A 14,486-nucleotide genomic window follows, 5' to 3' on the forward strand; every position below is an offset into this window, starting at 1 on the left:
TCACCACCAGGTTGTCGCTGAACCCAACTGTCGGCCGAGTTCCGGCGTCAGGGTTCGGACGTAGCTTGCTGTGAGGTGGTGGGAATCGTGGTACACCAACACATTTCCCTCCACCACGCGGCACAGGTCGGGGCCGCAAACGCCATCGCTCAGATCCAGTAGCTGCACGTTGGAGAGTTCCGCGATTGCGTCCCACGCTGGGTTGATGTCGCTGAGCATGTCTGCCCGCGGCAAGGCGCAATGATCCGCTGAGGTAGCAGTTGCGAGGCAGTCGATGGCGCGATACGGCACGCCGTCGTGGTGCAGCCATGGAGTGTCGCGGATGGCCAGAACCTGAACGGCGCTCTGCTCCAGTTCGTGCCACACCTCGACGTAGGCTTCGGGCGTCACGTCGCCGGGACCGTCCGGACTGGGCCGGCTGGCTGTCGTGAACACAAAATCGGGTGTGGTTGCGGCAAGTCGGTCGAGGACCGCGCTCGACCACGGCGCACAATCCGGTACGTCGCTGACGTCCGGGCTCTCGCCCGCGACCAGGGGACAACCCATCTTCAGATACGTCTCGACCCGAAAACCATTACTGCGGCCCAGTTCGTCCAGTGCGGTGATCCAGTGCTCGGAATGGGATCCCCCGGCCAGGGCGATCGTGCGGTCTGCGGTCACGTCGCCGTACGTGCAGGTCACGATGTCGATCTGCTGGAAATCCGAGATACAGCCGTCGAGTGTGGTTATCGGAAGGTCCAGTGGTGCGTCGAAAATGGACGGAACCATCGACGCTTCCGGGATCGAGACGCCGTCGGTCAACGTCAAGGCGCCCGGGTGGGTGGGGATGTCGAGAGTATCGGCTGCGCGCTGACCCGTGCTCTGACTTCCCACGTAAGCCTGCCAACCGAACATTCCGGTGACGATGACCGCCGCACCGACGACGGAGGCCAGCAGGATCGGCCTCCGTGCCGGAGCATCGCGCTCGATCGGTACCTCGACCGCCATCCGCAAGCCGTAGGCCACCGCGAGCGATGCGGCGATGATCAACGTCCCGCCCACAAATCCGGCTTCCGGGCGCCCGGTGACAACGAGAGCGAACACCAGGATCGGCCAGTGCACCAGGTACAGCGCAAAGGCGAATGAACCCAGCTGCGAGAGAACGGGGTGCGCGAGAACCTGTGCGGTCCAAGTCTTGTTTCCCTCGCCGCTGACTATCAGTGCGATGGCCGCGAGCGTGGGGACCAGGGTCCACGGTCCCGGGAATTGCTCGGCGCCGTCGAGGAAGAACCCACACAGCAGAATCGACACCAGTCCGGCGATGCCGAGAGCTGTTCTGAGCGCAAGCGGCCAGGCCCCGACCCGCGTGATATTCCAGCGTGTCAGCATCAACGCCGCGAGTGCGCCCACAGACGGCTCCCACAACCGGGCTGCGGAATCGTAGTAGTTCCAGGCTTGATCGTGGCCGGACATCACTGCGGCGTAGGTAAACGACGCGACCGCAAAGGCGGCGAACACCAGCGTCAGTGTTGGCCGCAGAAGCTCTGGGCGAGTGCGTGATACGCACGACGCGGCCACCAGCACCACGGCGATGGCCACGAGATAGAACTGACCCTGCACAGCCATCGACCACAGGTGTTGGAGCGGAGACACCGAACCGTCGGCGGCCAGGTAGTCGCTCGACGTGAGTGCAAGCTGCCAATTCTGGAAGAAACCGAGAACAGCAGTCAGCTCGTCGGCGAGGCCCGCCCATCGGGTGCGAGGCAACAGCACCAAGGCCGCCGCCGCGGTCAGGAACGTCACCGCCGCGATCGGCGGGAACAGTCTGACGAATACACGTTTGAACGCCGGCAGGGGATTGAGCGAGCCACCGGCCTCGGCGCGGCGAACCAGCGAACCGACAAAGAAGTAGCCGGACAGAACCAAGAAGACGTCGACCCCGCCGGACACCTTGCCGAACCACACATGGAAGACCACCACCAAGGCGATAGCGAGTCCACGAAGCCCGTTCAGGTCTTCGCGGTACTGCCGTGTTCTCGGTTTGTGCGGTGACTCGACGGTGGTGGCGGGGGTGGGCAAAGGCATGCTGAGTGAAGGCTCCGGGCGTCTAGGGGATCGCCCTAGGTTACCGGGAGACGGCGCCAGGCGATTCGGACAGCTGTTCTATCAGCGAATTCACCGCCTGTCGGAGCCGTTGGGGTGTTCCGGAACTGATCGAACTCCACTGCGTACCGTCGGCCGACGTGCTTGACGACGCGACAATGCGGCCATGCGCGGTATTGAAGACCGACACCACTCCTGCCGGGATGTTCTCGGTGCCGACGCCCCGCGGGATGCCGACAATTTCGATGAAGGACGTGCAGGTGACCATCGCACTGCCCAGCTGGCCGGCATCAGCGGGTGGTACGCCGGCTTGGATCAGAGCGGCGGCGACGGTGTCTGCGTCGGGTCCGGCGTTCAGTGCGCCGCTCAGCATGTCGGTGGGTGCGTTGATCACGGCAATCGGCATGGCGTCTGACGGGCCGAGTACGCGCACCACCGCATCTGCCGGATTCATGCCCTTGCGAAGTGTGTAGATTTTGGTTTCTTCGTTGAAAGATGCTTCCACGCACAGCGATTCATCTGCGGCAACGCACACCCGGGTCAGAGTTCCCTGGTTGTGGCTGCGCAGTGCAAGTTCCCACGAGGGGCGAGTCAGGGTGCGCAGTGTGCTAGCTATGCCGTGATGGATCTCGCCGCCGGGGAGAAGATCTCGCGCAGCCAAAGATGTTGCTGCACTGCGCATCGCGGCCTCGTATTCGGCTACCGAATCCCAGAGTGCTGTGCCGCCGAGTACCACCGGTAGCACGTCGAGACCAAGGCGCTCGCGGGCGTACTCGATCTCCTCCGACGTCAGATCGACGGAAGGGAAAGCGTCGGTGTCGGTGGCTATTCCGAGATCAAGGGTGCTCACAGGCGCGATTCCATGTCGGCGCCGCCGATCACCGAGGTGATGACGGTACGCCCATCGGCAAAAAGCTCGAAGTGCTTGAGGTAGTCGGGGGTGTCGTGGAATTCGGTGTCGTCGTCATCCGCCGCGGCATGCCGACCGCTGGCGACGGGGCCGGCTGCGGAACTCGGCGTAGCGCGGACGGCGTCGGTGCGAACCGCGTCGGAGCGCACACTTTCGGTGCCGACAGCATTGACTACCGTCCCCGACGCCGCGCGGGGCGTGATCTGGCCGGCAGAACTGCCCGAGAGCCCTGCGTTTGTCGAATGTGAACCGACGGGTGTTGTGGCAGCCGCTGCAGTGGTGGCTGCGGCAGGGCGCCCGGTGCTGTTGCCGCCGGCCAGCGCGGTCAACGGCGAACTCAGGAGTGACGTTGCACCGGCGCCCAACCCGGCGCCCGCACCGATCGCTGTCGACACGACACCAGTTGTTGCGGCTGCTGTTGCTGCGGTGGTGGCGGCATTGGCTCCGCCCAGTACGGCGCCGAGCTGGGAAGCGGCCACAGTGACGGCAGGGTTGGAGAGCACCGACGTGATTGCCGCCGCGGCAGTGCGAACCGGCTCGACAAATGCGTTGACGGTTTGTTCGGCGACGCTGACATTCTGCTGGGAGCCTTGACCCGAAACATCGGACATGGCGATGGACGGCGGCGGTTCGAACTCGTCCCGCACGGCGAGGGGAGCCGTAGCGGAATCGTAGGTTTCCATGGCCACCGCAGCCCGAAGCTTGAGCTGCTCTGCCGCCAGTTCAGCTACCGCAGCCGATCCGGTGAGGGCACCGCCGAGCGTGTACGCGGCCAGCTTGGCTGCTTCGACGGCCGCGATCTCCGGTAGTGACGGCATGGCAATGGCCGCGACGGTGTACGACGCCGACTGAACCTGGGCCTTGCCACCGGTCTTCTGGGCGATGATCGAAGACCGCGCTGCCCACTCCTCGAACGGCTTGAACTTGGCGAGTGCGGCATCGGCAGCGTCGCCCGTCCACCCGATTCGTAGATTTGCCATCACTCGGCTGACCGTCGACGCCGTGTCTCCGAGGCCGGCGGACACTGCCGTCCAGGCCCCGCCCGCGACGCTGAGTGGCACCGGACCTGCGCCGGCGATCAACGCAGCCGAATTGGGCGCTGCGCCGCGTGGATACCAGATGACGCCGGTGATGCCGACCATTGTTCTTCCCCCAGAAGCGAATATGTGCGAAGTAGTGACGTGCCTGCGGACGAGAAATCAGAGTGGAGCCGAAGCCAGATCCGCCTGCGTCCGGTTGTCCTCGAATTCGTAAGCGGCGGCGTAGCGGCGCAGTGCGGCGGCCGCGTTTTCGAGTTCGACAACAGCGCGGTCGGCCGACGATGCCAAGCTTTCGGACGTCGCATTGAAACTGCTCGCGGCGCTGGTGGACACTTCGTCGGAGCCGGACGGCAGAACTTGCCGGGCGGGTCGTGTCGACGCGACGACTCCGCGCAGCCGTGCGGCCCCCGCTTCGAGTTCGAGTGCAGCGGTAATCAGGGCGTGAGGATCGACGTGCATGTGCCGAACTCCTAGGTGACCAGTGCGAATGATGTGCGAGGATCATCAGCCGTCGCTTTACAGGCGCCGAAGGTCGAACTCCCCGCACCTACTTTGATGCAGGCCGGGAGCTATCGGTTCCCTCGAAATCGGACTGGTTTTCTCAACCCCACCCAAGCTCGTGCAGGCGGTCCTCTTCGATTCCGAAATAGTGGGCGATCTCGTGGATGACAGTGACCGCAACCTCGTGCACGACCTCTTCCTCGGACTCGCAGATGTCGAGGATCGCGTCGCGGTAGATGGTCACCGTGTCGGGCAGGTATCCGCCGTACTGAGAATCGCGCTCGGTGAGGGCAATGCCCTGGTACAGCCCGAGAAGCCCCGGTTCCTCGGGGTCACGAGCTTCGACCAGGACAACAACGTTGTCGATGGCCTTGGCCAGTTCTGGCGGAATGAGATCGAGTGCCTCGCCGACCAGGTCTTCGAACCGGTCGTCGTTCATGGTTACCGTCATGGCTTACGACGGCGGGGACGCGCCGGGCAACGGCGTCGGCACAGACCGACCTTCCGGTGCTGAAGGCGGCGGGACCGGAGCCGCGCCGTTGATCAGGATTTCGCCTTTGGCGCTGCCGGTGATGGTCGCGAACCCGCCGGTGGCGACTTCCGTGCCGACCGAGCAGTTGACGCGTCGGCTGCCGGCCAGCCAGCTTTCCAGGGCGATGTTGTCCCAGAACAGGGTCAGCGTCTTGTCGCGCAGCGCGTCCGCCGTACCTAGGTACTCGTTGGCGGCCTGCGTGCAGACACCTTCGAGATAGGCGTCCTGATCCTCGACCGACGGCATGCCGGCGGGAAACTGTGTGCCCAGGTCGATTACCGAGATGACCTCATATGCGTGGGGGTTCGAGCAATCCACGGGGTCGGTCGGAAGATTCTGGTTGATGCCGATGCAGGTTCCGACGTCCCAGACATTCGACTGATCCTGATCGGCAACCCGGCCGGTGAACGGCAGAAGTTCGCCGGTTGTGGTCGAGAACTGCAGGCCGCAGCGCAACGAACGGTCGCCAGACGTCCAGGACGACTCACTCGGGAACATCAGACCGACGCTGAACTTGCCTTTCGGATCGAACCGCGAGCCGAGGTACGAGTTCACGATCGGAGTGCAGTGCTCGTCGCGCAGTTCCGCGAACCGCAGCGCGCCCGGGTACCGCGATCCTGGGCCGAACTCCGCGCCCGGGAACACCGACAAGTCGAGCGGGCCGGCAACTTCGAAGCGGTGCTCGGTGTCGCACGAGACGATGGACATGTCGGTGCGATCACCACCCGATGCCGTCGCGGGCGTCCAGTTCAGGCAATCACCGGCGCCGGCAGACGTGAAGGCGTTTTCTTCGGCAGACTTGTTGGTGGCCTGAGAGCCGATTCCGCCGACAGTGGCAGCTGGCTTGTCGCCACTGTTCATGCCGCCGGAAATGGCGATTGTCGCAATAGCGGCAACAACCGCGCCCACCGCAACAGCAGCCAGAACGCGTCTGGTGCGGTTCGCTGAGACGGTTTTCTTCCCCGACGCGCCCGTCGGGCCCGCCGGATCGGACGGCTTCTCGATCTTGTCTTCAGGCATCGATCCCATCATGCCTGTTTTCCATGCCATACCGAACCTTCACGGCAAAACGTTTACGTCCGAAGCAGGTAATTTATGGACTATGACCGAAGAATCCGGGCTCGAACCCGAAGCCGTCGAACTTGCCGGACGCCTCTTCGACATGGCGCGGACCGGCGACGCTGCGTCTCTGGCGTCGTACATCGACGCCGGGATTCCGGTGGATCTGACCAACAGCAGCGGCGACACGCTGGTGATGTTGGCCGCATATCACGGCCACGTTGATGCCGTCGTAGCTCTGATCGAGCGTGGCGCAGACGTCAATCGGGCCAACGACAAGAACCAGACACCTCTTGCCGGTGCCGTCTTCAAGGGTGAGGACGCCGTCGTAAAAGCACTGGTGAGCGGGGGAGCAGACCCGCGCGGCGGGCATCCGAGCGCTATCGACGCCGCTCGGATGTTCGGACGCGAGGACTATCTTTCCCTGCTCGAATCCTGAGCGTCGTACGGAGCGGCCGCGGACGTGACCGTTGGCGACCTGGGGTGAGTGGGTAAAGTTCCTAGTCGTGATTGACCTCAAGTTCCTCCGCGAGAATCCCGAAATCGTCCGCGAGTCGCAGCGCACCCGTGGAGAAGATCCCGGACTGGTCGACGCTCTGCTCGAAGCCGACGCGTCCCGACGCGCCGCTGTGCTGACCGGAGACAACCTCCGCGCCGAGCAGAAGGCGTTCGGCAAGAAGGTCGGACAGGCATCTCCGGAGGAGCGTCCCGCACTGCTCGCGGGGTCCAAGGAACTTGCCGCCAAGGTCAAGGAAGCCGAAGCCGCGCAGCACGAGGCGCAGGCAGCGCTCGACGCCGCGCATCGCGCAATCTCGAACGTCGTGCAGGAGGGCGCTCCCGCCGGCGGCGAAGACGACTACATCGTCCTCGAGACTGTCGGCGATATTCCTTCGTTCGACTTCGAGCCGAAGGATCACCTCGAGCTCGGTGAATCGCTGAACCTCATCGACATGGAGCGTGGCGCGAAGGTCTCGGGTTCGCGTTTCTACTTCATGACCGGCTACGGCGCGATGCTCCAGCTCGGTCTGCTGCAGCTTGCCGCCCAGAAGGCTATTTCCAACGGCTTCACGATGATGATCCCGCCGGTGCTCGTGCGCCCCGAGATCATGGCCGGTACCGGCTTCCTCGGCGATCACTCCGACGAGATCTACCACCTCGAGGAAGACGACCTCTACCTCGTCGGCACCTCCGAGGTCCCGATGGCCGGTTACCACTCGGGTGAGATTCTCGAGCTCAACGAAGGCCCGAAGCGCTACGCCGGTTGGTCCTCGTGCTTCCGCCGCGAAGCGGGCAGCTACGGCAAGGACACCCGCGGCATCATCCGCGTGCACCAGTTCGACAAGGTCGAAATGTTTACATACTGCCGACCGGAGGACGCCGACTCCGAGCATCAGCGTCTCCTGCGTTGGGAGCGGGACATGTTGGACGCCATGGAGATTCCGTACCGCGTCATCGATGTTGCCGGTGGAGATCTCGGGTCTTCCGCTGCCCGTAAGTTCGACTGCGAGGCATGGGTTCCGACGCAGCAGGCGTACCGCGAGCTGACCTCGACGTCTAACTGCACGACCTTCCAGGCACGACGGTTGAGCGTTCGGTACCGCGACGAGAACGGCAAGCCGCAGACGGCTGCCACCCTCAACGGCACCCTCGCCACGACGCGCTGGATTGTGTCGATCCTCGAGAACCACCAGCAGGCCGACGGCACCGTTCGGGTGCCGGCAGCACTGGTTCCGTTTGTCGGCACGGATGTGTTGCGCTGACTTCTTCTTAGCTGAAAAGCTGAGGCCGCGACGATTCGTCGCGGCCTCGGCTGCTTTTTGTACCTGACCAAGTGTGTTCGGCTTGGGGTAGTCGTTTCGCACAGAGCGGGGCTGCAGGTCTGACGATCTGCAGCCCCGCTCTTGTCTATTTCGGCCTCCATAGCTCGCCCAACACAGAGGCCAGCAACATTTTGTTCCTTATTGGACGTCCGTCTTGCGAAAACTGATACAGGTAGCAGTTTTCTAGCTACTCTGTGATTCAACTTTTGATCAACAGTTCTTAACCAAAATGTCGACTCGCTGGGTGGGCTTCCCTTCTGCTGCGCAAAGCAGATTCGGATTTAGCTCAACTGCTGCTGTGGCACTGGCTGCGGCGGTTGTTCCGTCCAGTCAGTGCATCGCAGAGAGAGGGCTCGAAGCACATGAAAGACAAGAAGTTACGTCGGTTGTTAGCCGGCGTCAGCACCGCAGCGATGGCGGTGGGCTTCGCCACGACGTTCGGCGTCATGACGGCGTCCGCTGCGCCCGTGAGCACATCGACGGCGTCAGGCAGTTGGACATTCAACCGAACGATCAGCAACGGTACGCCCGTCCCCGGCGAGACAATTACCGTCACGAACAACATCCGGTGGAACGGTGGTCTCGCTCCGACCATCAGTGCCTTCAAGGACATTCACCCGGACTGCCTCACCTACGTCGTGGATTCGTCAAAAGTCGCCGGAAATGGCGTCGGCACGAGTTCGACCTCCACATCTGTGAGCATGACAGGATCGTGGATCCGCAGCGCCGTCGATCGGAACATCGACTACACGGTCAAGTACACCGTCGGCCAGAACTGTGCCCGCGACGTAGCCCTGATAACGGGCGCCGGCATCAGTGCGAACCAGGGTACGGGCTCTGAAACCGCCAATACGGGTCCGTCTATCACCGTCGCAAAGGCTGCGACGCAGACCACCCTCGCCGTAGCGCCTGCACCGCAGGCCGATCGGGCCTCGACTCTGACGGCCACCGTCACAACAGGTGCCACCGGCGACGTCGCCTTCTTCAACAACGACAACCCCCTTGGTACCGGCATGATCGCCAACGGCACCGCTACCTACGCGTGGACCCCGTCCGGCGCGGACGCCGGCAAGCCGTACTCGATCACCGCGAAGTACCTCAGCGACGCCACCAACGCAGTATCGACCTCGACCGCACAGACCGGAACGGTTGCCGCTGCGCCGACCGCACCGGCGGCGCCGACCGCCGTTACTGTGAACCCGACATCTGTTGTTGTCGGTGGCACCGTGACGGTTTCCGGGACTGCTGAGGCCAATTCGGAGGTCACTGTCATTGCTGGTGACAAGACGTGCAAGGCTACTGCTGGTGCTGCCGGTGCTTTCAGCTGTGACATCGTCACCAGCGAGGTCGGCACCCTGACCGTGACTGCCGTTGCGGCGAATGCTGTTGGTGTCGGTCCGATCTCAGCTCCGGTCACTGTGACCGTCTTGGCTCCGCCTGATGTTGATACGACGCTTGGTTTGTCGGTTCCGTCTGCGGCGACGACGGGTGTCGCTGTTGATTTGACGGCGACGGTTGCTCCGGCGAATGCTGTGGGTTCGGTGTCGTTCAAGGTTGGCGGTGTCGAGGTTGGTACTGCTTCGGTGTCGAATGATGTTGCGACTCTGTCGCATACGTTTGCTTCTGCCGGTATTCAGTCGGTGACGGCGGATTTCTCGGGTACGGGTTTTGTGGCGTCTAGCGCTGGTCCGTCGACAGTGACGGTGACTGATGCAGTGGTGGTCGACACGACTTCGGCAACGGTGCTCAGTGTTGCCGGTCAAGCGAAGGTCGGTGTGGAACTGGATCTTTCCGCTGCTGTTGCCGGTCAACCTTCAGGTGATCCGGCTCCGTCGGGCGGCACGGTCGACTTCAAGGTTGACGGTGTCAGTGTTGGTTCGGTTCCTGTAGTTAACGGTGCAGCGACGTTGACGCACACGTTCAACGCCGTCGGCACGGTTACGGTGACTGCGGTGTACAGCGGTTCCGGTACGTTGGCCGGCTCGACGTCGAATGCGGAGACTGTCAATGTGACTGTTGTAGCGCCGACTGATGTGGATACGACGACAACGTTGAATGTGCCGGCCTCAGGTGTTGTGGGTAAAAGTGTTCAGTTGAAGGCCAATGTGTCTCCGCTGGGCAGCGTCGGTACAGTGCAGTTCTTCGAAGGCAATGTGCCGTTGGGCGCAGCGGTGGACGTGGTCAACGGTGTTGCTGTTCTTGATCACACCTTCGCCACTGCGGGCAGTCATTCGATCACTGCGGTGTTCAGCGGTGGTCCCGGGATGAAGGCGTCGGAATCTGCCGGGTCGACAATCAACGTCACCGAGGCGGGTACGGTACCCGGTGGATCGGGTTCGCTGGGTAACATCTTCGGCTCGTAGGGCAGAAGTTGAACTTTCCTCATCCGTAACATGAAGTGGGGCTGCAGGTCTGACGACCTGCAGCCCCACTTTTGGCTATGTCATGGTTAGAGCTTGCGGGTGCGCAACTCGTGTCCCTTGGACGTCTTGCAGGCGCCGGTTTCGAGATCCCACTGCCAGCCGTGCAGGTTGCATGTGAGCTTGTTGCCTTCCACCACACCGAATTTGGTGAGGTCGGCCTTCAGGTGCGGGCAACGACGCTGAATTTCGTAGCCGCCCAGTTCGATTGACGCGGTGTCGTCGTGGGCTTCGGAGAACCAGCCGTCGGCGTAGGCGATGCGCTCGTCGGTGAGGCACTTGAAGAACGTGTAGAGGAACTCGTTGTACCCGCCCACTCGCCACGCCTGGAAGCGGGTGGAGAGGAAGATGGTGTTGACCCAGTCAGGTTCGTCGTCGCGCAGGACGGTGCGAACCAACTCGGGTGCGATGCGGAATCCGTAGCGGTACTTGCCTTCACCGTCGATGGGCTCGCGGACGAGGCGCTTCGGGAAGTCGAGGACTACCGTCTCGTCGCCCATGACAAGTCCGACGGGGTAGCCGATGCCGTCGCAGATGACGTCCGACTGCGCCATGATGGGCTCGAACTTCGCCTTGATCGCTTCGAGGAGCGGTTCACCCTCGGCGGGTGCCCACGATGCCTTTTCGGCAGCGAGGACGGGAGCCATCTTCTGGGCCATGTTCTCGATGTACTCGGCTTTGTTCGAGAAGATCTTGTCGACCTCGGCATCCGGAATCGGATGGGACAGAACAGCTTCGCTGCCGTGAATATCCACGACGGAGCCGGGGATCATCAGCAGGCCGCCGTTGTTGCCGTGGATGCGCATCTGCTCGAGGAATACGATCTGATCGGGGAAGATGTTTCCCTCGTCGTCGTGATCGTCGTTGAGGTCGCGCAGAGCGTCGTCGAGGAAAACCGGCGGGCCGGCCGACGGGACGACCCAGGTGGCGTCGACCTGCTCGATGTAGCTGCGGCAGCGGTCCATGCCGCGCTGACGCTTCTGCTTGCCGAAGTTGCGCTTAGTGCCCTTCGGGATGTCGTAGACCATCGGGTACCAGATGGCGCCCGAGTACTGCAGAAGGTGGATGTCGATCTTGCCGAACTGCTCGCCCAGAACATCCATGTCGACGGGACGCGCGTCGTTCATGTTGAAGCAGGTGGTCTCGCCGTCGGAAATCACGATGCCTGAATCGCCGATCGGGCCGTCGGCCGGGGCGCGCAGGGCGATGATCATGATCTCCAGGTCACCCTTGGGGCCCGAGACGGTGTGCTTGACGGAATCCTCGGTTTCGAAGAACTTGTGGAAACCGAGCTTCTCGAGCTCACGCTTGAGGTCCGGGACCGGATAATCCGGCAGCAGGACCGTGGCGTCCTTGTTGACGTGCTTGCTCAGGTTCTCGGGATCGAAATGATCCTTGTGAAGGTGCGAGACGTACAGGTAATCGCAATTACCGATGGCGTCCCAATCCAACTCCGAGTTATCCGGGAACGGGAACCACGACGCAAAGTACGCGGGGTTGACCCACGGATCGCACAGGATCGAGCCTGCGGTCGTCTGAATGTGGAATCCGGCGTGACCGACGCTGGTGACCTGCACTGGTATGCCTCCTGAAAATGTGCTGAGCGACGGTACCAGGGTAGGCCCTCCGCGCAGCGGGTTCGATCAGGCAACCCCTGGGCATCGCGGATAACCCGACGTCACCACCGGAAACACGCGCCCACGCGGTGGGTCAGATCACGGGTTCACCGCTAGGCTGGGAACCTGTGGACCCCGTATACAGAACAGTCATCGGCATCGCCCGTACCGTCTTCGCGTTCGAAGGCCTGAAGTTCTCGGTTCAGGGCGATCGGAATATCCCCGCAACCGGTGGTGCGGTGATCGCGATCAACCACACCGGATACATGGACTTCACCTACGCGGGTTTGCCGGCGCGCACCCCGAAGCGGTACATCCGGTTCATGGCCAAGAAGGAAGTTTTCGACAACAAGATTTCCGGGCCCATCATGCGAGCCCTCAAGCACATCCCCGTCGATCGCGGCGCTGGTGCTGATTCCTACAAGGCGGCCGTCGACTTTCTCAAGCGCGGCGAACTGGTCGGCGTATATCCGGAAGCCACAATCAGTCGGAGCTTCGAGATCAAGGAATTCAAGTCCGGTGCTGCCCGCATGGCAATCGAGGCCGGTGTTCCCATCATCCCCGTCGCGATCTGGGGTGCACAGCGCGTGTGGACCAAGGGCTACCCGAAGCGGTTGGGCCGCACCAATACTCCGATCTCCATTGCTGTCGGTGAGCCCATCCAACCGTTCGAACCGGCCAGTGAGCTGACGGCCAAGTTGCGCACGACGATGCAGGAATTGCTACTCGAAGCTCAGAAGGGCTACCAGCATCCCGCTGGCGAGTACTGGGTACCCGCACGATTGGGTGGCAGTGCGCCCACCCTCGAACAGGCAGACAAGATGGATGCCGAAGAAGCCGAGGCCAAGGCAAAAGCACGCGAGGCCCGCAAGTCGGAAGGCTGAGTCCGTGACCGCCGAACCCGTGTACACGGCAGTCGAGACCACCGCGCGTGTTCTCTGCCGTCTACAGGGTCTGGCGGTCACCCGAACCGGCACCGAGAACGTTCCGCGTATCGGCGGAGCGGTGATCGCGATCAATCACACGAGCTACCTGGACTTCATTCATGCGGCCCTTGCCGTGCGCGAGTCGAAGCGGAAGCTTCGGGTGATGGCCAAAACAGAATTGGCGAACAACAAGGTTCTCGCGTTCCTCATGCGCGGCTGTGGCGTCATCGAAGTGGATCGCTCGGCCGGTGCCGAGGCCTTCCAAGTCGGCGTCGACGCTCTGCGCCGTGGCGAATTGGTGGGCGTGTATCCGGAGGCGACAATCAGTCGGAGCTTCGAGATCAAGGAATTCAAGTCCGGTGCTGCCCGGATGGCCATCGAAGCGAATGTGCCGATCATTCCCGTGATCGTCTGGGGTGCGCAGCGGTTGGTAACAAAAGGCGGACCGAAGAACCTGGGCCGCAATCACTTTCCCATCTCCGTAGAGGTTGGTGCGCCAATTGATCCGGTAGAGCCGGCGGACGCGCTCACCGAAATTCTGCGGATTGAGATGGACGCCATCTTGCGTCACGTTCAGGACGGTTTTGCCCATGAGCCGGGTGCTTACTGGGTCCCGCGTCGGCTAGGGGGAGGCGCGCCCACTCCGGAGGAAGCTGCGGCAATGGATGTGGCGGAGCGGGCGAAGCGAGGGCGTTGAGCGAACGTGCCACGGATCCGCTACGTCCGCATTTCGATCTCCATTCGGCGCCACTACCCCGGATCAGGTCGACTTCAATTCGGTCATCAGGCGGAGGATGCCGAAGAACATATCGCCCATCGAATCGGTTGGGTCGTAGATTTTCCATCTGATCGACACTGCGCCGCCTTGCCTGACCAACTTCTTGACTGCCTCTTTTGGCGTTTGCGCAGGGCGAGAAAGACTCGAGTTTGGCCGCGCCGAGACGTCGTCATCACCGGACGGTGTTGATCGCATTCTTGAGCCTTGGAGCGGCGTGATCGCCGACCCCTTCTTTGGCAGAAATGCAACGTGGATCGACGAGTCCTGGGCGGCCGTACTCACGCGCGCGTAGCCGGTCTTCATTCCACTCGGATTTTCGCCGATCACGACGTCCCGGACACAAACTGTCCGCTAGAAACTATGCCATATCGGACGAATCCAACGGACACATAAACCGGACGAAATCGCGAGAATTTCCCCACGTCAATTTCTCGCAGAAGCCCGTTTGCGATCGTCCGGTATGACGATGGTCAAAACGCACACCCAAACCCGCAGAAACGCTCTCAACGCGATTCGGTTGTGGGGCTCAGAAGGATGAATTTCGCGGGTACGCATCAGTGTCCGGCACCGACGGCGCGAGCTGCCCGATGTCAGAAATCGGCGTAGCCAAGGGCCGATGTGAATAAAATGGCCGCGAGCATTTCCGCTCAGTCGGGCACTACTCTCGGCAACTTTTGGGTTGCTCTCGATGCTTTTCCGCACGTCGCAGTTCGGCGGCTGATTCCTCAAGGTCGGTGTGGCTGATTGCTCGTCCGATCCAGAAGGCAGCTAACGTGCCCAGGACGATCCAGACGGCGACAAT

The 14,486-nt window shown here is 62.4% G+C and carries 13 protein-coding genes; 5 read left to right on the top strand and 8 right to left on the bottom strand.

Features of this window, described 5'->3' with window-relative positions; genetic code table 11:
* From V2B23_RS08500 to V2B23_RS08525, 6 genes are all read right to left on the bottom strand, one after another.
* On the bottom strand, positions 1–2,064 hold the full coding sequence (locus tag V2B23_RS08500; protein WP_430949949.1) for an acyltransferase family protein: 2,064 nt from the start codon (positions 2,062–2,064) through the stop codon (positions 1–3).
* Between the two features lie 40 nt (positions 2,065–2,104).
* Positions 2,105–2,932 carry an ESX secretion-associated protein EspG gene (locus tag V2B23_RS08505; protein ID WP_430949950.1) on the bottom strand — a complete coding sequence of 276 codons (828 nt, stop codon included), beginning with the start codon at positions 2,930–2,932 and terminating at the stop codon, positions 2,105–2,107.
* Positions 2,929–4,134, bottom strand: coding sequence for a PPE domain-containing protein (locus tag V2B23_RS08510; RefSeq protein ID WP_430949951.1), 1,206 nt, complete (start codon positions 4,132–4,134; stop codon positions 2,929–2,931). Before V2B23_RS08510 ends, V2B23_RS08505 begins: the two co-directional genes overlap by 4 nt.
* Before the next feature lie 57 nt (positions 4,135–4,191).
* The gene (locus V2B23_RS08515) at positions 4,192–4,491 is read right to left on the bottom strand and encodes a PE domain-containing protein (RefSeq protein ID WP_430949952.1); all 300 of its coding nucleotides are present in this window, start codon (positions 4,489–4,491) and stop codon (positions 4,192–4,194) included.
* A 142-nt stretch (positions 4,492–4,633) separates the two neighbouring features.
* Positions 4,634–4,984, bottom strand: a complete 351-nt coding sequence (locus V2B23_RS08520; protein ID WP_430949953.1) for a metallopeptidase family protein — start codon at positions 4,982–4,984, stop codon at positions 4,634–4,636.
* A 3-nt stretch (positions 4,985–4,987) separates the two neighbouring features.
* Positions 4,988–6,097, bottom strand: coding sequence for a septum formation family protein (locus tag V2B23_RS08525; RefSeq protein WP_430950210.1), 1,110 nt, complete (start codon positions 6,095–6,097; stop codon positions 4,988–4,990).
* A gap of 70 nt (positions 6,098–6,167) precedes the next feature.
* Here V2B23_RS08525 and V2B23_RS08530 point away from each other — a divergent pair, with 70 nt between their 5' ends.
* The 3 genes from V2B23_RS08530 to V2B23_RS08540 all read left to right on the top strand — a co-directional run bounded on the left by V2B23_RS08530 (position 6,168) and on the right by V2B23_RS08540 (position 10,307).
* The gene (locus V2B23_RS08530; protein WP_092805552.1) at positions 6,168–6,563 is read left to right on the top strand and encodes an ankyrin repeat domain-containing protein; all 396 of its coding nucleotides are present in this window, start codon (positions 6,168–6,170) and stop codon (positions 6,561–6,563) included.
* A 67-nt stretch (positions 6,564–6,630) separates the two neighbouring features.
* Positions 6,631–7,884, top strand: a complete 1,254-nt coding sequence (gene serS / locus V2B23_RS08535) for a serine--tRNA ligase (protein WP_430949954.1) — start codon at positions 6,631–6,633, stop codon at positions 7,882–7,884.
* A gap of 422 nt (positions 7,885–8,306) precedes the next feature.
* The gene (locus V2B23_RS08540) at positions 8,307–10,307 is read left to right on the top strand and encodes an Ig-like domain repeat protein (RefSeq protein WP_430949955.1); all 2,001 of its coding nucleotides are present in this window, start codon (positions 8,307–8,309) and stop codon (positions 10,305–10,307) included.
* Between the two features lie 86 nt (positions 10,308–10,393).
* Here V2B23_RS08540 and V2B23_RS08545 read toward each other — a convergent pair whose 3' ends face one another.
* A complete protein-coding gene (locus tag V2B23_RS08545) occupies positions 10,394–11,941 on the bottom strand; it encodes an MBL fold metallo-hydrolase (protein ID WP_033235170.1) in 1,548 nt (515 codons plus the stop codon).
* Positions 11,942–12,108: 167 nt separating this feature from the next.
* Between V2B23_RS08545 and V2B23_RS08550 the strand changes: the two genes are divergently transcribed.
* Complete coding sequence (locus V2B23_RS08550; protein WP_045066842.1) at positions 12,109–12,864, top strand: lysophospholipid acyltransferase family protein; 756 nt, start codon at positions 12,109–12,111, stop codon at positions 12,862–12,864.
* Between the two features lie 4 nt (positions 12,865–12,868).
* Positions 12,869–13,603 (top strand): lysophospholipid acyltransferase family protein, encoded by a 735-nt coding sequence (locus V2B23_RS08555; protein WP_430949956.1) that lies wholly within the window; start codon positions 12,869–12,871, stop codon positions 13,601–13,603.
* 63 nt (positions 13,604–13,666) lie between these two features.
* Here V2B23_RS08555 and V2B23_RS08560 read toward each other — a convergent pair whose 3' ends face one another.
* Entirely contained in the window at positions 13,667–13,987 is a 321-nt protein-coding gene (locus V2B23_RS08560; RefSeq protein ID WP_430949957.1) for a hypothetical protein, read from the bottom strand.
* Between the last annotated feature and the right edge of the window lie 499 nt (positions 13,988–14,486).

Source organism: Rhodococcus sp. 24CO (genome assembly GCF_050586165.1).
Classification (GTDB): domain Bacteria; phylum Actinomycetota; class Actinomycetes; order Mycobacteriales; family Mycobacteriaceae; genus Rhodococcus_F.